At 61.7% G+C, this 23,421-nt stretch carries 20 protein-coding genes and 2 pseudogenes; 18 read left to right on the top strand and 4 right to left on the bottom strand.

The window, feature by feature from the left end:
• Positions 1 to 3: 3 nt before the first annotated feature.
• On the bottom strand, positions 4 to 477 hold the full coding sequence (locus ABDX79_RS11435) for a hypothetical protein (RefSeq protein WP_346220420.1): 474 nt from the start codon (positions 475 to 477) through the stop codon (positions 4 to 6).
• Between the two features lie 7 nt (positions 478 to 484).
• Entirely contained in the window at positions 485 to 826 is a 342-nt protein-coding gene (gene erpA / locus ABDX79_RS11440) for an iron-sulfur cluster insertion protein ErpA (RefSeq protein WP_346220421.1), read from the bottom strand.
• Between the two features lie 145 nt (positions 827 to 971).
• Here erpA and ABDX79_RS11445 point away from each other — a divergent pair, with 145 nt between their 5' ends.
• The 13 genes and pseudogenes from ABDX79_RS11445 (at position 972) to ABDX79_RS11505 (ending at position 14,677) form a co-directional block, all read left to right on the top strand.
• Positions 972 to 2,150 (top strand): deoxyguanosinetriphosphate triphosphohydrolase, encoded by a 1,179-nt coding sequence (locus ABDX79_RS11445; RefSeq protein WP_463671157.1) that lies wholly within the window; start codon positions 972 to 974, stop codon positions 2,148 to 2,150.
• A gap of 80 nt (positions 2,151 to 2,230) precedes the next feature.
• On the top strand, positions 2,231 to 3,979 hold the full coding sequence (gene argS / locus ABDX79_RS11450; protein ID WP_346220552.1) for an arginine--tRNA ligase: 1,749 nt from the start codon (positions 2,231 to 2,233) through the stop codon (positions 3,977 to 3,979).
• An 83-nt stretch (positions 3,980 to 4,062) separates the two neighbouring features.
• Entirely contained in the window at positions 4,063 to 6,255 is a 2,193-nt protein-coding gene (locus tag ABDX79_RS11455; protein ID WP_346220423.1) for an SPOR domain-containing protein, read from the top strand.
• Between the two features lie 113 nt (positions 6,256 to 6,368).
• The gene (gene nagZ, locus ABDX79_RS11460; protein WP_346220424.1) at positions 6,369 to 7,391 is read left to right on the top strand and encodes a beta-N-acetylhexosaminidase; all 1,023 of its coding nucleotides are present in this window, start codon (positions 6,369 to 6,371) and stop codon (positions 7,389 to 7,391) included.
• Positions 7,392 to 7,596: 205 nt separating this feature from the next.
• Positions 7,597 to 8,715, top strand: a complete 1,119-nt coding sequence (locus ABDX79_RS11465) for an ABC transporter ATP-binding protein (RefSeq protein ID WP_346220425.1) — start codon at positions 7,597 to 7,599, stop codon at positions 8,713 to 8,715.
• 60 nt (positions 8,716 to 8,775) lie between these two features.
• Positions 8,776 to 9,009 carry a twin-arginine translocase TatA/TatE family subunit gene (locus ABDX79_RS11470; RefSeq protein WP_346220426.1) on the top strand — a complete coding sequence of 78 codons (234 nt, stop codon included), beginning with the start codon at positions 8,776 to 8,778 and terminating at the stop codon, positions 9,007 to 9,009.
• 70 nt (positions 9,010 to 9,079) lie between these two features.
• Positions 9,080 to 9,553: a Sec-independent protein translocase protein TatB gene (gene tatB, locus ABDX79_RS11475; protein WP_346220427.1), complete on the top strand. Its 474-nt coding sequence runs from the start codon at positions 9,080 to 9,082 to the stop codon at positions 9,551 to 9,553.
• On the top strand, positions 9,550 to 10,353 hold the full coding sequence (tatC, locus tag ABDX79_RS11480) for a twin-arginine translocase subunit TatC (RefSeq protein ID WP_346220428.1): 804 nt from the start codon (positions 9,550 to 9,552) through the stop codon (positions 10,351 to 10,353). Before tatB ends, tatC begins: the two co-directional genes overlap by 4 nt.
• A gap of 93 nt (positions 10,354 to 10,446) precedes the next feature.
• A pseudogene (locus ABDX79_RS11485) lies at positions 10,447 to 11,106 on the top strand (serine--tRNA ligase); the annotation flags it as partial.
• Positions 11,107 to 11,256: 150 nt separating this feature from the next.
• Positions 11,257 to 11,868 (top strand): annotated as a pseudogene (gene serS, locus ABDX79_RS11490) (serine--tRNA ligase); the annotation flags it as partial.
• Positions 11,865 to 12,626, top strand: coding sequence for a 5'/3'-nucleotidase SurE (gene surE / locus ABDX79_RS11495; protein WP_346220429.1), 762 nt, complete (start codon positions 11,865 to 11,867; stop codon positions 12,624 to 12,626). The pseudogene serS and the gene surE, both read left to right, overlap by 4 nt.
• On the top strand, positions 12,623 to 13,267 hold the full coding sequence (locus ABDX79_RS11500; protein WP_346220430.1) for a methyltransferase domain-containing protein: 645 nt from the start codon (positions 12,623 to 12,625) through the stop codon (positions 13,265 to 13,267). Before surE ends, ABDX79_RS11500 begins: the two co-directional genes overlap by 4 nt.
• A gap of 78 nt (positions 13,268 to 13,345) precedes the next feature.
• Entirely contained in the window at positions 13,346 to 14,677 is a 1,332-nt protein-coding gene (locus ABDX79_RS11505) for a M23 family metallopeptidase (protein WP_346220431.1), read from the top strand.
• 9 nt (positions 14,678 to 14,686) lie between these two features.
• Here ABDX79_RS11505 and ABDX79_RS11510 read toward each other — a convergent pair whose 3' ends face one another.
• The gene (locus ABDX79_RS11510) at positions 14,687 to 15,559 is read right to left on the bottom strand and encodes an ATP-binding protein (RefSeq protein WP_346220432.1); all 873 of its coding nucleotides are present in this window, start codon (positions 15,557 to 15,559) and stop codon (positions 14,687 to 14,689) included.
• A gap of 139 nt (positions 15,560 to 15,698) precedes the next feature.
• Between ABDX79_RS11510 and yajC the strand changes: the two genes are divergently transcribed.
• The 5 genes from yajC to ABDX79_RS11535 all read left to right on the top strand — a co-directional run bounded on the left by yajC (position 15,699) and on the right by ABDX79_RS11535 (position 21,866).
• Positions 15,699 to 16,040, top strand: coding sequence for a preprotein translocase subunit YajC (gene yajC / locus ABDX79_RS11515; protein WP_346220433.1), 342 nt, complete (start codon positions 15,699 to 15,701; stop codon positions 16,038 to 16,040).
• Positions 16,041 to 16,166: 126 nt separating this feature from the next.
• Positions 16,167 to 18,737, top strand: coding sequence for a protein translocase subunit SecD (gene secD, locus ABDX79_RS11520; RefSeq protein ID WP_346220434.1), 2,571 nt, complete (start codon positions 16,167 to 16,169; stop codon positions 18,735 to 18,737).
• A gap of 3 nt (positions 18,738 to 18,740) precedes the next feature.
• Complete coding sequence (locus ABDX79_RS11525; protein WP_346220435.1) at positions 18,741 to 19,130, top strand: Mth938-like domain-containing protein; 390 nt, start codon at positions 18,741 to 18,743, stop codon at positions 19,128 to 19,130.
• Positions 19,131 to 19,139: 9 nt separating this feature from the next.
• Positions 19,140 to 19,994 (top strand): phytoene/squalene synthase family protein, encoded by an 855-nt coding sequence (locus ABDX79_RS11530; RefSeq protein WP_346220436.1) that lies wholly within the window; start codon positions 19,140 to 19,142, stop codon positions 19,992 to 19,994.
• Between the two features lie 123 nt (positions 19,995 to 20,117).
• Positions 20,118 to 21,866, top strand: a complete 1,749-nt coding sequence (locus tag ABDX79_RS11535) for a DUF4153 domain-containing protein (RefSeq protein ID WP_346220437.1) — start codon at positions 20,118 to 20,120, stop codon at positions 21,864 to 21,866.
• Between the two features lie 88 nt (positions 21,867 to 21,954).
• On the opposite strand, the gene trmFO is transcribed toward ABDX79_RS11535, so the two are convergent.
• Positions 21,955 to 23,379, bottom strand: coding sequence for a methylenetetrahydrofolate--tRNA-(uracil(54)-C(5))-methyltransferase (FADH(2)-oxidizing) TrmFO (gene trmFO, locus ABDX79_RS11540; protein ID WP_346220438.1), 1,425 nt, complete (start codon positions 23,377 to 23,379; stop codon positions 21,955 to 21,957).
• Positions 23,380 to 23,421 lie beyond the last annotated feature (42 nt).

Below are 23,421 nucleotides of genomic sequence, written 5' to 3' on the forward strand. Positions count from 1 at the left end.
ATTTCAGACCTCGCCTTTGAGAAGGCCCGAGAGATAGCGCGATTCATCCGGCTTTGTCGTCATCATGGTTTCGATAAAAGCCCGGCGCTCGAACTCGATAATCCCTGCTTCCCAAACGCAGGCAAGAAGATCGGGATCATCGACCGGTGCGAAAGCATGCGGATCGGCGAGCGGCGAGCGCAGGTTCGCCTGCTTCAGGCTGTCCCCGAACACCCAGCGATCGATCAGCAGCCAGTTCGCGTCGGTGCCGAGATGCAGAATGACGAAACCGAGGCCCGACTCGTCTACGGACTGCGGCACCGCGGACAGACGTCTAGCGACCGCCTCTAGCGCTGCTTCGATGATGGAAGCCTCAATGCTGCGGCCGGGACCGATAATCGTGTAGATCTTCAGCCGGAAGCCACAGATCTTCCGGTTTTCACAATGGGTGACGGGGCGGGGCGCATATGCCGCGCCCGCCGAATGGTCTGCCATCATGTGCCGATCAGATCGAGAAGCTGGTGCCGCATCCGCAGCTGGCGACGGCGTTCGGATTCCGGATCTGGAAGCTCTGGCCCATCAAGTCGTCGACGAAGTCTATGACCGAACCGTCGAGATAAACCACCGAGACTTGGTCGATGACGACACGGGCACCGTCGCGCTCCAGCACGAGATCGTCGTCCTCGGTCTCGCTGGTGAGGTCGTACTTATAGGAAAAGCCGGAACAGCCTCCGCCTTCCACCGATACGCGAAGAGATTTCGCTTCCGGTGATTTCGACAAAATGGTCGCGATCCGCTTGACCGCTTTGTCGGACAGGGTGACGGGTTGAGAAAGAGTCTCGCTCATCGTGCTCGATCGAGGTCGGGTTAAAAGCCCGCCGCGCTCCTTGTTCATGGGTCTGATGGAAGGTAATAACGCCGCCAGCCCTGGTCAATCATGGCACGAAATGATGATGGCATCTGAATCGAGCCCGCCCAAAAGGGCGATCGGCATGGGCCGCGAACCGCTCAGCCCCTATGCCGTCGATCACCGGCAGAGCAGGGGCCGGCTTTGTCCGGAGCCTGAAAGCGCCACGCGAACGGCTTATCAGCGCGATCGCGACCGGATCGTTCATTCCACGGCATTTCGCAGGCTCAAGCACAAGACGCAGGTTTTCGTCGCCACCGAGGCCGATCACTATCGCACCCGTCTGACACACACGATCGAGGTCAGCCAGATCGCGCGGGCCTTTGCGCGGGCGCTCAGGCTCGACGAGGATCTGACCGAGGCGATCGCACTCGTCCACGACTTCGGCCATCCGCCCTTCGGCCATGCCGGCGAGCGGGCGCTGCACCGCGCCATGGAGCCCTATGGAGGCTTCGATCACAACGCTCAGGCGCTTCGGATCGTGACCGAGCTCGAACAGCGATACGCCGAGTTTGACGGGCTGAACCTGTCCTGGGAAACGCTCGAAGGTCTCGTCAAACACAACGGCCCCCTCCGCGGCCCATTCGCTACTGAGGTGCTTCCTCAGCCTGTCGCGGCCTTCGATGCCGTCTTTCCGCTCGATCTCGAAACCCATGCGAGCCTCGAAGCGCAATGCGCCGCGATCGCTGATGATATCGCTTACAACACCCACGATCTCGACGACGGCTTGAGGGCAGGGCTTATCCACCTTGAGGATCTGCGCGGTCTCACGCTGGCTGGCTCGATCTTGAGTGAGATCGAGGCGCGCTACCCGAATCTCTCATCGGACCGGCTCGCCAACGAGATCATGCGCCGCCACATCACGCGGATGGTCGAGAACGTCATCGATACGTCCGTGACTGCGCTTGAGCGGATCGATCCCCAAAGTCCTGACGCCGTAAGAGGGGCGGGGGAGACGATTATCGCGTTCTCACCGCACATGCTCGCGGCCGTCGACGAAACGCGGCGGTTCTTGTTCCAGCGGGTCTATCGCGCCGACAGCGTAGCGACCGTCATGCGCTCCGCTGAACGTGTCGTGGAGCAGCTTTTCCAGCGGTTTCTGGCCGAGCCTAATCTTCTGCCGGCGGAGTGGTCGCGGGACTTTCAGCGGATGGAAACCGGCGGGCGTGCGCGGCGGATCGCCGACTATCTCTCGGGTATGACCGACACCTACGCGCTTGTCGAACATCGTCGATTGTTTGACCACACCCCGCGTTTGGGCTAGCCGCCACCCCATATCCGCATTGACTTGAACCTATGGCCGCCGGACAACCCGGCCGTCTTTCTTATGCGCCCGAGCTTATGATGAACATTTTCGCCGATTTCGAAACGCGGATCAGAACCGCCGTTTCGACCGTCCTCACCGATCTCGGCCATGCCGTGCCGGATCTGGAGCGCGTGACGGCAGAGCCGCCGCGCGATCCGGCTCACGGCGATCTCGCGACCAACGCCGCCATGGTGCTCGCCAAGCCGATGGGGATGAAGCCGCGCGATCTCGCCGAGAAGATCGCGGAAGCTCTCCGCACTGACGCCGATATCGCGGCTGTCGAGATCGCAGGGCCCGGCTTCATCAACCTGCGGCTCTCGCCGGCCTTCTGGCCGCGCCATCTGGGTGCGCTCCTTGGAGCAAGGCTCGACTACGGGCGCGGCGCTCAGACGGGTCGCAAGATCAATGTCGAATATGTGTCGGCCAATCCCACCGGCCCCATGCATGTGGGCCATTGCCGGGGCGCCGTCGTCGGCGATGCGATTGCGCGGCTTCTCGAATTTTCGGGCGAGGACGTCACAAAGGAATATTACGTCAACGATGCGGGCGAACAGATCGGCGTTCTCGCCCGATCCGCCTTTCTGCGTTACCGGGAAGCGCTTGGCGAGGACATCGGCACGATCCCCGAGGGGCTTTATCCGGGGGATTATCTGAAGCCTCTAGGCCAGTTATTGGTCGATGAATTCGGCGAGAGCCTTCGGGACAAACCCCAGGCCGAGTGGGAGCCGATCGTCCGGGACCGCGCGATCGACGCCATGATGGACATGATCCGCGACGACCTGAAAACCCTCGGCATCGAGCACGAGGTCTTCTTTTCCGAGCGGACCCTGCACGATGCGGAGGGCGGCAAGATCGCGTCCGCGATCTCCGATCTTGAGGAAAAGGGCTATGTCTACCGGGGCGCGCTGCCGCCGCCGAAGGGCAAGCCGCAGGAGGATTGGGAAGACCGCGAGCAGACCCTGCTGCGCTCGACCGCCGTCGGCGATGACCAGGATCGGCCGCTGGTGAAATCGAACGGGCTCTATACCTATTTCGCGGCAGATGTCGCCTATTTCCGCGACAAGTTTGAGCGCGGCTTCTCGGAGATGATCTTCGTTCTCGGCGCCGATCACTCAGGCTATGTGAAGCGGCTGGAAGCCGTCGCCAAGGCAATTTCAGGCGGCGCGGCCAAATCGACCGTCATTCTCTGCCAACTCGTCAAGCTCTATAGGGACGGCGAGCCGGTGAAGATGTCGAAGCGCTCTGGCGACTTCATCACGCTGGCCGACGTCGTGGAGGAGGTGGGCCGCGATCCGGTCCGCTTCATGATGCTTTATCGCAAGAGCGATGCGCCGCTGGATTTCGACTTCCAGAAGGTGACGGAGCAGTCCAAGGACAATCCGGTCTTCTACGTCCAGTACGCCCATGCACGGGCCCATTCGATCTTTCGTCAGGCGCGTGAGTCGCGTTTTGATGTGTCCATCGGCGATTCGATCGAAGCCGACCTTTTTCTGCTCGACGATGAGGGCGAAACGGGCCTGATCAAGAAGCTCGCGGAATTTCCTCGGGTCGTACAATCGGCGGCCAATGCAAGGGAGCCGCACCGAATCGCCTTCTATCTCTACGATCTGGCATCGACGTTTCACGGGCAGTATAATCGCGGTAAAGACCTGCCGCAGTTACGGTTTGTTAATCCTGATTCGCCAAAATCGAGCCTTGCCCGGCTGGCATTGGTCGATGCTGTGGCGACTGTCATTCGATCGGGTCTCGGCATCATCGGTGCCGAAGCTCCTGAGGAAATGCGTTAGTCGATCACGCTTTGGCCAACTTCGTCTCCTAGCCCCTCAATAAGCACGTTGAGGGGCGTGCCGGGTTTAGATGGGGATTATCGATGGACGATAGATCGGCAGCCGGGCGGGGATTTTCCGAATTTGCGGATACCCACGAGGACGATCCGTTCGCCGAACTCGCCAAACTGATCGAAGAACCCTGGGGTGCTCCGGTCGCAAAGCCGGCGCCCAAAGCCAATCCAGCTCCCAAGGTTGAATCGCCTCGGTCGCAGTCGGCGTTCGATCAGGCTGCGGACGGCGAGCCTGCGCTCGACACCACTTTGTCCCAGTCGGATATCTCTCAGTCGGAAACGTCCGTCGAAGACCCGTTTGCTCAAGCAGGACCTGCTCAGGAAACCATCGACGATGCCTCGGAAGGCGTCCCGGCGACGTATGACGATCCCTATGGGCTTGAAGCGCTGATCGCATCGGAAATGGCTGAGCCTGTCGAGGCCAGCGACGAGACAGTGGCCGATCATAGTGCCGATCAAGGCATCGCGTCCGAACTGAAGACTGCGAACGAACAACTGCCCGAGGCCAGAGAGGCCGTGTCTGCCGATCAGCCCGATTTCGGGCTCGACGGGTTGATTGCCAGCGAACTCGACGCGGAACTGGCAAGTTTCGCCGAAACGATCGAGGCGGAAGCTCCGGCTCCGACCCCTGCTGCTGTCCAGGCTGTGCCCGCAAAGCCTGCGGCACGTCCACATTTCGGGGCCGCCATGTTCAGCCAGGCGGCTAAGACCGCCAAGCCTCAGGCCAAGACGCCTGAGGAGCCTGTGCTTGAACCACTGACCGTGGCGGCTGACAAAAAGTCCGAAGCCAGCTCTGCCGATGACGGTTTCGACGCCGAATTCGCTCTGGCGCTCGAGGGGCTGTCCGCACCGGCGGACCCTCTCGCGGGCAAGGTTCGCAAGACGGAAGCCTTCGCGCCTGAACGTAAGGTGGAAGATGAGAAGGTCGAGCCTGTCTTCGACGACTTCGATTCGCTTCTCGCCAGCGAGATGGCCACACTCAACCTCGACAAGAAGACCGAGCCGGTTTCGATCGCTGAACCGTCACAGGCACACGCCGTTGCGCCGGAAACCGAAATCGCGGTCGAGGACGAGGCGGTCTATGAAGAGCCGTTGCCGCGTATCTTGTCGACCTTTTCCCGGAATGCGGCGGCCGTGGATGCGCCCGCCGAGGGCCGCGCTAGAGCGTATGGATCGCCGTATCGCAAGATCGCGGCTGGTCTCGTCGGTGTCGCTCTTCTGGGTGGTGCCAGCGTTTTCGTGCTGGGTGGATCCAACGAGAGCTCCGGTTCGTCTGAACCGCTGATCGTCAGGGCAGAAACCGATCCGATCAAGATTGCGCCGCCTAATCCCGGTGGCAGGCAGGTCGCAAACCAGCATCGTGTCACCTATGAGAAGGTCGCGAACGCCGACTCCGATGGCGGCGCGCGTCAGGAGTCTCTGCTCTCCGCAGCCGAGAAGCCGATCGCCCTTCAGCAGGAAGCACCCGAGAGTTACGAAAATCTTCCGGGCGTCCAGTCCTCCGCTTTCGCGGTCGCAATGAGCGACGCCAAGCCGGAATCGTCCGAGCCGACGCTTCAGCCGCGACGGGTCCGGACCGTCACGGTTCTTCCGGACGGGACCATCGTCACCAACAAGGAAACCGAGTCGATCGAGCCGACAAAGGCGCTGATCGATGCGGCATCGCGTCCGCTGGATGCAGGCCAGACGCTGGGCGGCATTACCTCTGCCTCTGCCTTGAACGATGAGGCGACTCTCGCCGGTACTGCCGACCTTGCCGCGATCGAGGCGATGACCGATGGCGACGATGCGGGCGTGGTCGGAAGCGATACAGCTGCCGAGATCGCGGGTGAGCCCGCACCGAATGTGCCGGTCCCATCGATGAAGCCGACGGCTCCGCAAAGGCCCCGCGAAGTTGCATCTCTGCAATCCAATGAGCAGACCGGAAGCATCGCTGCACCATCCGTTTCGGCAGCTCCGGCCGCCGCCGCCCCGAGCGCGGATGCCTGGTATGTCCAGATGTCGTCGCAGCCCACTGCAGAAGCTGCACAAGCCTCGGCCAAGACTGTGGCGTCGCGATATGGCAACGTCATTTCCGGCCGACAGTTGGTGGTTCAGACTGCGGACATTCCGGGTAAGGGCACGTATCATCGCGTCCGTCTTGCCGCTTCGTCCAAGCAGGAAGCCATCAACCTTTGCGAACAGATGAAATCAGCCGGCGGAAGCTGCTACGTTTCGCGCTGATCGCATCAGGCGTCGGCGGTCTTGCAGCCGGTGGCTACAGGCTAGCTTCGAATCCCACTATGACAATCGAAAATTCGCCCGATCAAAGAGGCGAAGCGAGGACGGAGTCCGCGATGAGCGACGCGAAATCCTGGATTGCAGCGCCGCTCGGACTTGAGCCGAGCCGCGATGAGCGAGCCTTCTTCCAGGGTGAACGACCCTGGGGATTCATTCTCTTCGCTCGAAATATCGAAAGTTCGTCGCAACTGACGGAACTCGTGGAAATGCTGAAGGAACTCGGCGGCCGCGAGACGACGCCGATCTTTATCGATCAGGAAGGCGGTCGCATTCGCCGCCTCACGCCGCCGCTCGCGCCCAAGAGACCGGCCGCCCAGGTCATCGGCGATCTCTACCGCGAGGACAGAGAGGCCGGAGAGCGCCTTGCCTATCTCCATGGGCGCCTGCTTGCCGCCGACCTCATGCGCTACGGCATCAACGCCGATTGCATCCCCTGTCTCGACGTTCCGGTGGATGGTGCGCACGACATCATCGGGGACAGGGCACTCAGCAAGGACCCCGCGCACGTCGCCGTGCTTGGTCGTGCAATGGCACAGGGCGCGATGGCCGGTGGTGTCCTGCCGGTCGTCAAGCACATTCCGGGTCACGGTCGGGGCCGGGCGGACTCACACAAGGAACTGCCTGTGGTCGATGCCAAACATCACGATCTCGCCAAGCGCGATTTCCTCCCCTTTGCAGAGCTTGCGGACATGCCATGCGCCATGAGCGCGCATATCCTTTTCAGCGATATCGATTCGAAACGTCCCGCCACGCTGTCGCCGGTGGTGATCGGTGACGTCATTCGCGGCGAAATTGGCTTCGACGGCCTGCTGATGACCGACGATATCTCGATGAAGGCGCTCAAGGGCCCCTATGACGAGCGAGCCCGCGACGCGCTCGGTGCCGGTTGCGACGTCGTTCTTCACTGCAACGGCGATATGGATGAGATGCGGTCGCTCGCCCGTGGCGTTCCTGTTCTGGATTTCGATGCGCGCCGCCGTGCGGTGCGCGCGGAAAGCTGCCTGATCCGGCCGACGGACACCGACCAGCTCGAAGCGACGTCGGATGAGTACGACCGGCTTTTGTCCGTCCTCGTCTGATCGTTCGGTCGAGAGGCTCGGGCTCTGCCCGTGCTGCTGACGCGTTCACAAAACCGTTGATGTCCGAGGTCCGCCGCTCTGATGACGCGGCTTCTTGGTCCCGCATGCTTCTTGCGCAAGCGCGGGCGAATGATTACCCACAGTGCGAAGGCCCGCGCCACTCGAACAGGCTGGGCGATCAATCGCTTCGGGACGTGCCGGTATCGTGCTTTCTCGCTCCAAGACAGTAGCGCCGCTTTCGCCTGCGGCTCGCACGAGCGCGGGCGTCAGTTTCGCGGCCAATCTCACCTTCGAAAACGTGAAGCACACATTCGGCTCGAAGGAAGTGCTGTGCGGCATCGACCTGACGGCCGAGGCCGGCAACATTCTTTGCCTTCTCGGGCCCTCCGGCTCGGGCAAGACGACGCTCCTGAGAATCGCCGCCGGGATCGAGCGCCAGAGCGAAGGGCGCTTGATGATCAACGGGCGGGAGATGGCGGGCCCGGATCAGTTTGTCCCGCCGGAGCGCCGAGGCGTCGGCCTCATGTTTCAGGACTACGCGCTCTTTCCGCATATGACGCTTCTGAAAAACGTCGCTTTCGGTTTGTCAGGGCTTTCCTCTGCGGCGGCCAAGCGCGCAGCTGGGTCCGCGCTCGAGCGCGTCGGTCTCGCAGGTCGCGGCGACCAATACCCCCACATGCTGTCGGGCGGCGAGCAGCAGCGGGTCGCGCTCGCACGGGCTCTTGCGCCGCGACCGTCCGTCCTCCTGATGGATGAGCCCTTTTCCGGCCTCGATAGTCGTCTGAAGGACGTGATTCGCACCGATACGCTGCAAATCCTCCGCGAAACGCGCGCAACCGCGATCGTCGTCACCCATGATGCCGAAGAAGCGATGCGGATGGGCGACAAGATCGCGCTTTTGCGCGGCGGTCGTCTCGTCCAGACGGGAACGGGCGGCGACCTCTATCGCCATCCGGCGGATCTTTTTGCCGCAGGATTCTTTTCCGAGCTCAACGTCATCGAGGCCGAGGCAAGGGGTGGTCGCGTCGTGACCGCGCTAGGCCCCGTCGCGACCAGCGACAAACCCGACGGAACGAAGCTCACCGTGGCATTGCGGTTGACGGGATTGCGGCTCGGTGAAAGCGAAGCGGGTGTCTTCGGGCGAATTGTCTCACGCCGCTTCCTCGGCGGCGTGGATCTCTTCACGGTTGCAGTCGAAGGAATAGACGATCCGCTTCGCTCACGCATGCGGGCCGGTCTGGTTTCAGAAAACTGCCGTGATGTTGTCGTATCAGTCGATGCGCAGGATGTGATCGTGTTTGAAAAAGACGTCGATCATCGTTAGTTAGAGCGAACAGAGTTTGGCAACCGGGTACGAGAGCCCGGGGCGTACGGAGAGTTCTTTATGGGTAGCTTCAGCATCTGGCACTGGCTGATCGTTCTGGCGGTCGTGCTTCTGCTCTTCGGGCGCGGCAAGATCCCCGAGCTGATGGGCGATGTCGCCAAGGGCATCAAGAACTTCAAGAAGGGCATGAACGACGACGACGAGTCGACGCAGACTCAGGAACGTCGTGGGCTTGATGACCAGTCGGGTCAGACCGTGCAGCACGAGACGAAGACCGACAAGACGACCGTCTGATCCATTCCGTTTTTAGGGCGCATGCGGCGGCGGAGCCTATCCGCCGCTCTGATTGCGTCGAGGACTGACCATGTTTCCCGATATCGGCTGGACCGAAATGTTGGTCGTGGCGGTCGTTCTGATCGTCGTTGTCGGTCCGAAGGATCTGCCGGGCATGCTGCGCTCATTTGGCCGCGCCATGAAACAGATGCGTTCCATGGCCGGCGATTTTCGCAAGCAATTCGACGAGGCGCTGAAAGAAGCCGAGCTCGACGAGGTCAAAAAATCCGTCGACGATATTCGCGGGCTGGACCCGCGGCGGCAGATGCGTGAGGCGATGAAGCCGATGCACGATATCGGCGACGATATCCGCTCCTCGGTCCGATCCGCCACAAAGATGCCTGCCGATCGCGTCGAGACGGCCGACCGGTCGCCGAAGCCTCAAAGCCCCGCAAAGACATCGGCCACGACCGAGCACGGTTCGGACGACGCCGCGCCTTCTGCGGATGGGAGCGCCAAGACCGACGGTGCCTCTAAAGACAATTCGATGGAGCGGACATCGTGAGCGCCTCCGACGACGACATCGACGCTTCCTCGGCGCCGCTCATCGAGCATTTGATCGAGCTGCGGCAGCGCCTCATCCGCTCCATCATCGGGTTTTTCCTCGCCTTCATTCTGTGCTTCTTCTTCGCAAAGGAGCTCTTCAATCTGCTCGTGGTGCCATACCAGACCGCTTTCCAATGGTCTGGCCTTCCGACAGAGCAGGCGCGTTTCATTTACACCGCGCCACAGGAATTCTTCTTTACACAGGTCAAGATCGCGGCCTTCGGTGGCTTCTTCCTCGCCTTCCCGCTGATCGCGGCGCAGATCTACAAGTTCGTCGCGCCCGGCCTCTACAAGAACGAGCGCGGCGCATTTCTGCCGTTCCTTGTCGCGACCCCCATCCTTTTTCTCATGGGGGCGTCGCTCGTCTATTTCTTCTTCACGCCCATGGTGATGTGGTTCTTCCTCTCCATGCAGCAGACGGGAGGCGACGGGCAGGCCATCATCGAGCTCTTGCCGAGCGTGTCTGAGTATCTTTCGCTGATCATGACGCTCATTTTCGCCTTCGGCCTGGTGTTCCAGTTGCCGGTGGTTGCGACGCTGCTTGTGCGTGCCGGGCTGACGACTGCGAATGGTCTTGCGGGCAAGCGGAAATACGCGATCGTCATTGCGTTTATCGTCGCGGCCGTCATCACGCCGCCGGACCCGCTGTCCCAGATCGGTCTTGCCGTGCCGACGATCCTTCTCTACGAGATTTCCATTCTTGCAGCGCGCTACATCGAGAGAAAGCGGGCGCGTGAACTCGGCGAGGCCGGAGCCTAGAAACGTTTTTTCTCTGCGTCCGATGATGAAACGCAAAGAGCATTCGGCTTTGAGCGATCGGTCCTCGTCAGCACTAAAGCGGAACGAGAGATAATGATCGATATCAGGTGGATACGCGACAATCCTAACAAGCTGGATGAAGCCCTCAAGGCGCGCGGGGCGAAGCCTGCTTCCATCGATCTGATCAAGCTCGACGAGAAGCGCCGCGATCATTTGAAAGTGCTTCAGGAGCTGCAGGCCCGCCGTAACGAGGCCTCGAAGGCGATCGGCAAGGCCAAGGGATCGGGCGACGATGCGAAGGCTCAGGAGCTGATCGACGAGGTCGCCACGATCAAGGCCGAACTCCAGGCTGGCGAGGCCGAGGAGCGCCGGATCGACGCGGCTTTGCGCGACGCGCTTTCGCGTTTGCCGAACATTCCGCTGGAAGACGTGCCCGTCGGCGCGGACGAAGATGACAATGTCGAAGTGCGCAAGGTCGGCGAGAAGCCCGAATTCGCCTTCAAGCCGAAGGAGCATTACGAACTCGGAGAGGCGCTCGGCCTCATGGATTTCGAACTTGCCGGCAAGATCTCCGGTTCCCGCTTCAACATTCTGCGCGGCGAGCTTGCGCGCCTGGAGCGTGCGCTCGGGCAGTTCATGCTGAACCTTCATATCGATGAGCACGGCTACGAGGAAGTTCAGCCGCCCGTTCTGGTGCGCAACGACGCCATGTACGGCACCTCCCAATTGCCGAAATTCGGTGAGGACCTCTTCATCGGCGCCTCCATGACCGGCCGCGCCCAGCAGACCGATGAAGTGCTGGAACAGTTCACCCGCGCCCAGGATCTCGACCGCCTGAAAAAAGGTGAGATCGAAGTGCGCGAGCTGGTGGCGAACGCCTTCGAGGACGCGCCGACCGAAGAACAGTTCTGGCTCATCCCGACCGCCGAGGTTCCGCTCACCAACATCGTGCGCGAGGAAACCCTCTCTGGGGGCGATTTGCCGCTTCGAATGACTGCGCTGACGCCCTGTTTCCGCTCGGAAGCCGGCTCGGCTGGGCGCGATACGAGGGGCATGCTGCGCCAGCACCAGTTCAACAAGGTCGAGATGGTATCGATTACCGACGACCAGAGCTCGACCGACGAGCTGGAGCGGATGACGGCCTGTGCGGAAGAGGTTCTGAAGCGCTTGGGGCTGCCATATCGGGTCATCACGCTCTGTACCGGCGATATGGGGTTCGCGTCGCGCAAGACCTATGACATCGAGGTCTGGCTCCCCGGGCAGGATGCCTATCGCGAAATCTCCTCCTGCTCGGTCTGCGGCGATTTCCAGGCCCGGCGCATGAACGCGCGCTACAAGGCCGAGGGCGAGAAGCAGCCCCGCTTCGTTCACACCCTGAACGGATCGGGCGTCGCGGTCGGGCGTTGTCTGATCGCCATCATGGAGAACTATCAGCAGGAGGATGGCTCGATCCTCGTGCCCGAGGTTCTGAAGCCGTATATGGGCGGAATCGAGCGCGTCGGTGGCAAGGCTTGACCCGCATTCTGATCACCAATGACGACGGTATCCTCTCGGAGGGTCTCACCGCGCTCGAGCGGATCGCGGCCGAGATCTCCGATGATGTCTGGACGGTTGCGCCAGAAACCGACCAGAGCGGTCTCGCCCACTCGCTTACCCTGTCGCATCCCTTGCGGCTTCGGAAGCTCGGCGAAAAGCGCTTCGCTCTGACCGGAACACCCACCGACTGCGTGATCATGGCGGCGCGCAGGCTGATGGACTCGCCGCCCGATTTGGTTCTGTCTGGCATCAATGTCGGCCAGAACGTCGCCGACGACGTGACGTATTCCGGAACCGTCGCAGGTGCCATGGAGGGCACGATGCTGGGCGTTCGTTCGATCGCCGTCAGCCAGGCCTTCGATCGAACCAGGCGGCTGAACGATCCCTGGGCGACAGCCTTGCGTCACGGGCCGGACGTCATCGGCAAGCTGATGACCTGCGATTTGCCGAGCGGACATCTCTTCAACGTGAACTTTCCCGTTCGAGAGCCGGATGACGTCGAAGGCGTGAAGATCACGCGCCAGGGCAAGCTTGAATATGCCCTCGGGATCGAGGAGCGCGAGGACGGGCGGGGCTTTCCCTATTACTGGCTCAAATTCGGCCGCCAGCGCGGTCCTGAGGTTGAACACTCCGATCTCGGCGCGTTGCGAGACGGCTATATCTCGGTGACGCCCCTCCATCTTGATCTGACGGCCGAGCATCTTCTCGACCGCTTGGGAGACCATTTCCGAACGTGAGCGACCGGGCGAACGAGAAAGAGCGTTTTCTTGCCGATCTCGAGGTCGGCCGCCCGCCGATTTCGCCCGCCCTACTGAAGGCCGTTGCCGAACTTTCGAGAGAAGCCTTTCTTCCCGTCTCCGGTGCGCGTTCCTTTGCGCCCGGCCCGGTCCCGATCGATTGCGGGGAGACGATGCCTGACGCTACGACGGCGGTCCGCCTCGTCAGCCTGCTGGATCTCCAGCCAGAGAACATGGTTCTGGAGATCGGCACCGGGAGTGGATATATCACCGCGCTCATGACGCGCATCGCGCTGCACGTGACGACGCTCGATCGCTATCGGCGACTGCTTTCAAAGGCGGAAGCGGCGTTGAAGCGCGCAGACGTTACCAATGTCACGCTGGTTCATGCCGACGGTGCCGAGGGCTATCTCGATGGCGCACCCTATGACCGGATCATCGTGCACGCGGCTTTCCCCTCGCCGCCGCGTATTTTTCTCGATCAGATGAAGCAGCAGGCGCGTCTGATCTGCGCCGTCGGGCCCGGGGACGAGGCGCAGATGCTGGTGCGTCTCACACGGGTCGGTTCGCGGTTCGAACGCGAGGATCTGTGGCCCGTCTATTACCAGCCTCTCGGCTCGGGTCTTGCCAAAGTCCTATAATCGAAGCCGGGCTTTAACAGCAAAGTAAGATTAACGCGTTCTAATGGTGACAAATTTCCTGTCGTTTAAGGGACAGCGATGCGTTACCGAGTTTCCGCCCAACTTCATTCCCGCCGCGCACTGACGACCGCGCTTCTTCTAGCAACCGCACTCAGCGCGGGGTGTTCGGCCGACGCCGTCCGGTTCGATGACGGCTTCTACACAGGCGCCGTGCCGCAAGCGGCCAACGCCCAGATGGCGCCCGCCCAGTCCGGCGCCTATCCGCAGAACATCGACCAGACGATGACCGGGTCGATTTCCCAGGCCCAGGCGCAGAACAACGGCGGCTTTACGGGCACTCAACAGCCCATGCCGCCGCAGCAGCCATATGCTTCCAACCAGCCATATGCGTCCAGTGAAGTGCAGCGCGGTCAGTTGCCGCCTCCGCCTCAGCCGAATTACGGACAGGCGCAAGCCGGCACCGTCTTCGGTCAAGGCAACGGGTCTGCCGGTGCAAGCCAGCAAACCGCCACGGTTGCGCCTCAACAGGACCTTGATCAGACACGCGGTACACCGCCGACGACCCTGAACCAGCAGGCCCAGCACATCGGCAGCCCGAGCTCGCGTCCGGTCAATTCGTCGAACGGTGCGACCGCATCGAACGGAGCCAGCCAGACCGTCACGGTGGAAAGCGGCGATACGCTTTCCGCGATTGCCCGGCGCTCGGGGATTTCTGCCTCTGCGATCCGCGAGGCGAACAATATGAGCGGCGACGTGGTGCGCGTCGGCCAGCGGCTCGTCGTTCCGACCGCGCGTCCAGGCGGCAGCAGCAAGCCGACACAGGTCGCGTCCGTTCAGACCGCGCCCAAGCCCTATGAGAAGCCCGAGGACACCCAGGCGTCGAAGCCGGTCACGACCAAGCCGGAGGCACCAAAGGCGCAGGCTGAAACGGCCGTCACGGCTCCGAAGGAGACGCGCGTCGCAACGGCACAGCCGAAGTCTTCGGTTTCGGAACAGGCGCGTGCCAGTGACGAAGTCGCGCCGCAGTCCAGCGGCATCGGTCGCTATCGCTGGCCGGTGCAGGGCCGGGTCCTGCAGCGTTTCGGCGAAAAGGTCGGGTCCAAGCGCAATGACGGGCTCAACATTTCAGTCCCGCGAGGCACCCCGGTCAAGGCTGCAGAGAATGGCGTCGTCATCTATGCCGGCGACGGGCTGAAGGAATTCGGCAACACGGTTCTCGTCAAACACGACGATGGCCTCGTCACGGTCTATGGTCATGCCGACTCGCTGAAAGTGAAGCGTGGCGACAAGGTCAAGCGCGGCGAGCAGATCGCAAGCTCGGGCATGAGCGGAGATGCGAGCGTCCCGCAGCTCCACTTCGAGGTCCGAAAGAACTCCGCGCCGATCGATCCGTCGGGCTATCTCCAGTAAGCCTTGCCGTCAGGCAAGGCGCTGGCCAAGCCGACCGGCGAGGTCCTGAATGAACTGAAAGGCGACGCGGCCCGATCGGCTGCCGCGCGTCACCTGCCATTCGAGCGCTTCTCGGCGAAGCGCCTTGGGCTCGATCGCAAGATCGTAGCGCTCCGCATAGCCCTGCACCATGGCGAGATAGTCGTCCTGGCTGCAATTGTGGAAGCCGATCCAAAGTCCGAAGCGATCGGACAGCGAGACTTTCTCCTCCACGGATTCGCCCGGATTGATCGCGGTGGATCGCTCGTTCTCGATCATGTCACGCGGCAGCAGATGGCGACGGTTGGAGGTCGCATAGAACAGAACGTTCGCAGGCCGGCCCTCCACGCCGCCTTCCAGCACCGCCTTCAGCGACTTGTAGCTCGAATCGCCGCTGTCGAAGGAGAGATCGTCGCAGAAGAGCAGGATCTGATAGGGCTGCGCTTTGAGAAGCGTCATCAGCTCCGGCAGATGATCGATGTCTTCGCGCGCGATCTCCACGAGCTTCAAGGGCTTTTGATCCGGTGTGATTTGCCGGTTGACGCTGGCATGGGCGGCTTTCACCAGCGAGGATTTTCCCATGCCCCGCGCGCCCCAGAGAAGCGCGTTGTTGGCCGGAAACCGCCTAGCGAAGCGCAACGTGTTGTCCAGCAAGAGGTCGCGAGAGCGGTCTATCCCCTGCAAAAGGTCGATCGGGACGCGATTGACGGCGTGAACCGGCCGAAGGGTCAGCGGCGGATCGAAGACGAAACAATCCGCTTCCGTCAGGTCGGTCGAACTTGCTCGCTCCGGCGCAAGTCTTTCGAGCGCCCCTGCAATTCGCTCGAGCGTTGTTTTGAGTTCGCTGAGATCCAACTCCGGCATACATGATCTTTCGTGAACGCAGGGTGCTTTTCCGTTGCCCCGCTTGTGTTGCAATCGACAGGTCCAATCGTATATTCGGCGCAATTATTGCAAGGCGCGGCGAAAACTCCCGCGCTTTTTCGTATGAAAGGTCAACTCTATGTTCGTCACGCAAGCCTTCGCCCAAACAGGTGGTGTCACGGGCGGGGGAAGCGAGCTGCTTCTCAGCATCCTCCCATTCGTCGCGGTGTTCGCGATCATGTACTTTCTCATCATCCGGCCGCAGCGCCAGCAGATGAAGAAGCGCAATCAGATGCTGGAAAACATTCGCCGCGGCGATCAGGTCGTGACCGGCGGCGGCATTCTGGGCAAGGTGACGAAAGTCCTCGACAACGGCGAACTCGAGGTTCAGATCTCCGAGCAGACCCGCGTGAGGCTGCTTCGTTCCATGATCAGCGATGTTCGCGTCAAGGGCGAGCCGGCGGCAGCCAATCAAAAATAAGTCTTGCCAAAGTTTAAGCGGCGCAGCCCATCGGCTCGCCGCTTTTTCGATATTAAGGTGGCAGAGACGTCAAGAAAACGGCTGATGCTGAGAAGCGCGCCGTCTGAAACCCGACCGGATCATTGAATGCTGTATTTTTCGCGCTGGAAGTCAATTCTCATTTGGCTCGTGGTCGCCCTTGGTGTCGTCTACGCACTGCCCAATGTGCTTCCGCGCTCCACGCTCGACAGCTTCCCTGACTTTCTGCCCAACAAGCAGATAACGCTGGGTCTCGATCTGCAGGGTGGTTCATACATCCTCTTGCAGGTTGATGAAGCCGACCTGATCGCAAAGCGGGTTCAGTCCTTGAGCGATTCTGCTCGATCGGCTCTGCGTTCCGCCCGCATCGGCTATTCGGCCATCACCACGAAGGACCAGACGGTCACCATCCGCTTGCGTGATCCAAGCCAGGCGGACGCCGCGCGTGAAGCGCTTTCCGAGCTGACGGCCCCGATTTCCTCCGGTCTTCTGACGGGTGGCACGATCAGGGAGGCTGCGCTTTCGAGCCCGCAGGCGGGTGTGATCGATCTTTCGCTGACGCCCGAGGGGATCGAATATCGCACCTCCAGCGCGGTCGAGCAGTCGATCGAGGTCGTGCGTCGCCGCGTCGACGAACTTGGCACCACCGAGCCGATTATCCAGCGTCAGGGTACGAACCGCATCATCGTTCAGGTGCCGGGGCTCGGCGATCCGGAACGGCTGAAGAACCTTCTGAACCAGACGGCGCAGCTGAATTTCCGGATGGTCAATCTGTCGGCCAATCCGGTCGCGGTGGCAGATGGCCAGGCCCGTGCGCCGGCAGGTTCCGAACTGCTCTATACAACCGACCAGCCGTCGGAGCCGATTCTGGTCGATCGTCAGGTGATGGTGTCCGGCGAAAACCTCGTGGACGCTCAGCCCGGCTTCGATCCCCAGACCAACCAGCCGGTCGTCAACATTCGCTTCGATAATCGCGGTGCCACCCAGTTCGCGCGCGTGACGCAGGCAAACGTTGGCAAGCCTTTCGCGATGGTCCTCGACAACAAGGTCCTCTCGGCGCCGAATATCCGTGAGCCCATCCTTGGAGGACAGGCGCAAATCAGCGGCAACTTCACGGTTCAGTCGGCGAACGATCTCGCGGTTCTGCTCCGCGCCGGCGCTTTGCCCGCCAATCTCGATATTCTGGAAGAGCGAACGGTCGGTCCCGGCCTTGGTGCTGACTCGATCGCCGCTGGCGAGATTGCCGGCGTCATCGGCGCCGTGCTCGTCGTTGTCTTCATGGTCGCGGCCTATGGTTTCCTGGGCGTCGTCGCGACCGGCGCGCTGGCAATCAACGTGATCCTGTTGTTCGCGATTCTCACCGTGATCGGCGCGACGCTGACCTTGCCGGGTATCGCCGGTATCGTTCTGACGGTCGGCATGGCCGTCGATTCGAACGTGCTCATCTACGAGCGCATCCGTGAGGAGCGGAGTAAGAACAATCGGTCTATCGTCCAGTCGATCGATATCGGCTTCCAGAAGGCACTCGCGACCATTCTCGATGCCAACATCACCACCTTGATCGCAGCCGGCATTCTGTTCTGGCTCGGAACCGGTCCTGTGCGCGGTTTTGCCGTAACGCTCGCGGTCGGTATCCTCACCACGATCTTCACCGCCTACACGCTGACCCGCTGGCTGGTCGCCTATTGGGTCAAGACCCGGAGGCCGAAGGAGCTTCCGCGCGGATTCATCAGGCTCGTGCCGGAATCGACCTTCATCAAGTTCATGCTGTTCAGGCTGAAGGCGTTCTACCTGTCGATTGCGCTTGTTATCGCCTCGGTGGTTGCGCTGCCGCTGGTCGGATTGAACTTCGGCATCGATTTCACAGGTGGTTCCGTGATCGAGGTCCGCGCGAAGGAAGGGCCGGCCGATATTGGCGGCATCCGCACGACCCTCGATCAGGCCGGTATTCCGGACGTTCAGGTACAGTCCTTCGGATCGCCGCAGGAAGCGCTCATCCGGATCGGCAACGCGCCAGACGCTCCCGACGGAGCTCAGCAGGCGACGATCGAGACCGCTCAGTCCACGCTCGAAAATACCTATGACATCCGCCGAACGGAGGTCGTCGGGCCAACGGTTTCGGGAGAACTTGCCTGGGCCGCGATCATCGGCGTGCTCGCCTCGTTGCTCGGCATTCTCGTCTATATCTGGATCCGTTTCGAATGGCAGTTCGCCATCGGTGCCATTGTCGCGACCATCAACGACGTGTTCCTGACACTGGGCTTCATGGTGCTGACACAGATCGAGTTCAATCTCGCGACCGTGGCAGCAATCCTGACGATCGTCGGCTACTCGCTGAATGACACGGTGGTCATCTACGACCGCGTCCGCGAGAATCTGAGACGCTACAAGTCCAAGAATCTGGGCGATCTTCTCGATCTGTCGGACAACGAAATGCTGTCGCGAACATTGACCACATCACTGACGACGCTTCTGGCGCTTGCTGCGCTCTACGTCTTCGGCGGTGAGGTGATCCAGAACTTCGTCGCACCCATGATCTTCGGTGTCATGATCGGCACGTTCTCCTCGATCTTCGTCGCTGCGCCGGTTCTCTACTTCTTCAACCTGCGCCCGTCCGAGTTCGAGGCCGACAAGACGGACGAGGCCAGCATCGACGCCTCCGGCGCGAACAGGGCTTGAGGCTTGGCGAAGGGAATTGAAATCCGCGAAGCGCACTTTCCGGGCCGGGCGCCAATCGAGGCTTACGGCAATGGGGGCTTTCGCTTCGCGGACATGTCCCATCGAGGTTCGATCCTGTGCCTGCCGTCCGGAATTTACGGCTGGAGCGGCAGCCCTGAACAGCCGTTTTCCGGCGAGCGGCTGGACCTGATGTTCAAGGAGGCGGAGAGCTACAAGTTTCTGCTCTTTGGAACAGGCCCTACCATCCAGTTCCTGCCGCCGGCGCTCAAGGAGCGGTTTCGGCGTCTGGGGTTGTCCTGCGATCCGATGTCGACCGGCGCTGCCGTCAGAACCTACAATGTGATGCTGGCGGAGAACCGCCCTGTCGCGGCCGCTCTCATCGCTGTCGAATAGGCTTGCCACGTGGCTGAAGATCGACAAAACAGCACCGTGATTGAGGCAGGGACGAGTTTCGCTCTGGTCGAGGAGCATGACCGCGATCGCAGGCTCTCTATGCTGTTTGCGCCGCCGGAAAAGCGCGGCGCGCTTTCGGCGCTCTATGCCTTCGATATCGAAACCGCGCGTGTTCGCGACATGGTCAGTCAGCCGCTGCCCGGAGAGATTCGTCTCCAATGGTGGCGCGACCTGATCTCGTCGGGGGCGAAAGGCGGGACAGGTCATCCGATCGCCGACGAGCTTCTGGAAGTGATCGAGCGATACGAGTTGCCGCGCTCGGCGTTCGAGCGGTTTCTCGAAGCCCGCATATTCGATCTCTACGATGATCCGTTTCCGACGACGGAAGACTTCGAGACCTATGCCGGCGAAACCCGTTCAACCTTGATCATGCTCGCCGCTATGGTGCTTTCCAAGGGGAGCGCGGAGCGGATCAGCGATGTGGCCGGACATGCCGGTGTCGCGCTCTGTTGCGCCGCCGTATTGCGGCAACTCCCGCTCAGCCGGGCCCGGGGTCAGGTTCGCATTCCCGTCGATATCCTTACGGCTGCTGGCTGTACGACCGACGAGTTCCTGTCCGGCAAGCCGGAGGCGAGACGTCGGGCGATCATGGCATTCTGCGCTTATGGCCGTGATCACGACACGCGATGGCGGGGTCTGTTGAAGACCGTGCCGAAGCCCGCTCGTGTGGCACTCCTGCCAGCGTCCCTTTGCGGACTTACATTCGATGCCGCGGACAAGTCGCCGGATCGCATGCATTCGGGTGCTGCGGAAAATAGCCCGCTGACGAAAAGCTGGCGTTACTGGCGCACGATGCGCGGTTAGACGCGGCGGGCACGCAATCGCCAAAACGGGGTTGAAATCCGGTCGTCCTCTGACGGCGGCGAAACAGCGCCCGCCACATCGGAGAAAAGGTAAGGGCTGATTTCGGCTCGGAGGGATCAGCGGATGCGGAGATTCAAAGGCCGTTTCACCCAAATCGCCCGGTCGGTTCGTGCGCGAACTCAGACCGCTGCCACGCGGTTTCCCGTCGCTGTTCTTGCGATCTTCTGTGCATCGCTCGCCGCGAATGCGGAGATTGCTGACGCCCTTCCTATGACGTCAGACGCGCTGCTTCGGCTCGAGTCGGCGCTCTTTTCGGCTGCCGCAGCGGCCATCGCCGCGACTCTTGCCTCGGAAGCGTATCATGCAAGGCGTGGGATCGATCTTATCGTCCAGTCGCTTGCTGCGATCCTGGTCGCGGCTGGTGTCTGGTATGGCCTTCGATGGGGCATCTTCGCGCCGGCCCTGATCGGGGGCATTCTCCTTGCCATTCCTCTTGCCCCTTATCTTCGGCGCGGGGACGGTCTGACGTTCTGGACATTCGCGGCGAAAATGATCGTGGGCGGGGCCTTCGCCTTTGCCGCGGTGATCATCTTCGTCACCGGTGTTCTCGCGATCATCTATATGATCGGCTTCCTCTTCGAATTCGAAATCGAGGGGTCGATCGACACGCATATCTTCATCACGGCACTGACGCTTGTCGGACCGTGGTTCGTGCTGGGCCAGATCCCGAAGGCATTCGACGATCGGATCGTCGTCACGGACGAGGATCATTCCGTTCGCGCCATCGCCTTGTTGGCGGGCTGGGTTTCCGCGCCGCTCGCCCTCGTCGCAGCCCTCGTGCTTTATCTATACGGCGCGAAGATCATCGTCACAGGCGACGTGCCCAAGGGCGAAATCGGCTGGATCGTCTCCGTCTTTGCGCTGCTCACTGTTTCCCTGCGGATTGCGGCCGAGCCGATCGAGGCGAGCGGCGGTGCGGCCTTACGGTTGTTCTGCCGAATCTGGCCGTGGACATTAGTTCTGCCCCTTGGCCTTCTCGCCTATGCCGTTTGGCTTCGGATCGATGCCGAAGGCCTGACCGTCTCGCGCTATTATCTCGCGCTCGGCGGCATCTCAGCGGGGATGATCGCGCTTGTCGGCCTCATCTCGGGGCGTCGGCTCGATATTCGCTGGCTGGTCGCAATTCCGGCCGCCTTGTGCCTGATGTCCAGCTTTGGACCGCAAGGTGTCGCCCAATCGGTCGGGCGCAGTCAGACAGACCGGCTCCAAGCACTGTTCAAGGGCGATCTCAAGCCTGAGACCACCGGTCAGCTGAGCGACGCCGAAAGGCGGCAAGCGCGCTCACGCATCTACGCGCTCGATAATGTCGATCAACTGGATCGGCTGGCATCGATTGCCAGCGCGGGACGGGCTGTCGCGAATGGTGAGGCCACCGACGCCTCTCTTGTCATAGAGGCTCTTGGCCTGCAGGCATTTGCCGACAGTCAGGCCCTGATCTCAGAAGACCTGCGTCGGTACACGCTGATCGATACGGCGGGTTATGACCGGTTCGCCCTGTCATTGACGGCTGAAACCAAGGGTGGCCGCGGTGAGAGCGAAGCACCCACCGGTAACGGCGAGCCGTCGATCTGGCTCGACGGGGACAATCTTGTCGTCGACATTGCCGGGATGAGAGACCGCTTTGCGCTGACACTGACGAATCTCGATAATTGGCGAAAACAGAGCTCCAATAAGCCCGCAGCGCCCATGACCTTACGGGGTGAGGGCGGACGGACCCTTGGTCTGGTCCCGGTCCGGGCGATGCGCAAGGCAGACGGCGCCATCGTCTCGATCAGCGGCCATCTTCTGTATACTGCACGGGAATGGCGTTGAGAGCCGCAGTCACGCGCCTCCCGCTTTATCGCTGTTCACTTGAGTGACCGCATCGCCTTGTCGCGTCCTGCGCACGTGTTCGTGGCCGCTATTCAGCAGCGGCCGCCACGATTGTCTCGCTGTCGAGCCAGCGCCTGAAGTCGTTCAAAGCGCGCGCGGACAGCGCTTTCTTCTTTGCGATCGACTTGTCCTTGCCCCTAAACCGCTTCACGCCTTCGGGTTTCTGGATCGTGCCGGGCTCAAGCGGCGGGAACAGGCCGAAATTGATGTTCATGGGCTGGAACGAGCGTTTGCCGCCCTCTTCCTCGTGCGCGAGGTGCCCGCCGGTGATGTGCCCCAGGAGAGCACCCATTGCCGTCGTCTCGGGCGGCGTCGAGACGGTTTCGCCAAGACGTTCCGCGGCCGCGAAGCGGCCCGCCATCAGGCCGACGGCGGCCGATTCCACATAGCCTTCGCATCCCGTGATCTGACCGGCGAACCGAAGTCGCGGGAGCTTCTTCAGCTTCAGTGTGACGTCGAGCAGGCGCGGGGAATCGAGATAGGTGTTTCGGTGAAGCCCACCGAGCCGGGCGAACTCGGCATTTTCCAGCCCCGGAATCATCCGGAAGATCGCGGCCTGTTCGCCATATTTCAGCTTCGTCTGGAAGCCGACCATGTTGTAGAGCGTGCCGAGTGCGTTGTCCTGGCGGAGCTGCACGACGGCATAGGCTTTCACCTCCGGATTATGCGCGTTGGTGAGGCCCATTGGCTTCATGGGGCCGTGACGCAGGGTTTCCGGACCCCGTTCCGCCATCACCTCGATCGGCAGGCAGCCGTCGAAATAGGGCGTTCCCTCCCACTCCTTGAACTGGGTTCGATCGCCCTCGACGAGCGCTGCGACAAAGCGCTCATAGGTCTCCTTGTCGAGCGGGCAGTTGATATAGTCCTTGCCCGTGCCGCCCGGGCCCACCTTGTCGTAGCGGGACTGGAACCACGCCTTGTCCATGTCGATCGTGTCGAAGTGGACGATCGGGGCGATGGCGTCGTAAAAGGCGAGGGCGTCCTGTCCCGTCGCGCTTCGAATGCCTTCCGCAAGCGCCGGTGCCGTCAACGGGCCGGTCGCGACGATGGTATCGCCCCAGTCCTCCGGCGGCAGGCCTTCGATTTCGCCCCGCTCGATCGTGATCAGCGGATGGTCTTCGAGCGCTTTCGTCACAGCTGCGGAAAAACCTTCGCGATCGACGGCCAGAGCCCCGCCGGCAGGTACTTGGTTGGCATCGGCCGACCGCATGATGAGCGAGCCCGCCAGCCGCATCTCGGCATGGATCACGCCAACCGCGTTGGCCTGCGCATCGTCCGAGCGGAATGAGTTCGAGCAGACGAGTTCAGCGAGGCCATCGGTCTTATGGGCCTCCGTTCCGCGAACGGGCCGCATCTCGTGAAGAATGACCGGCACGCCGCGCGATGCGATCTGCCAGGCTGCTTCGGAACCGGCAAGGCCGCCGCCGACGATATGAATGGGTGTTTGGGTCATGGCCGAAATCTAGCAACGCTGACAGCCCTCCGAAAGGTGGGG

This window comes from Fulvimarina fulva, assembly GCF_039652615.1.
Taxonomy (GTDB): domain Bacteria; phylum Pseudomonadota; class Alphaproteobacteria; order Rhizobiales; family Rhizobiaceae; genus Fulvimarina.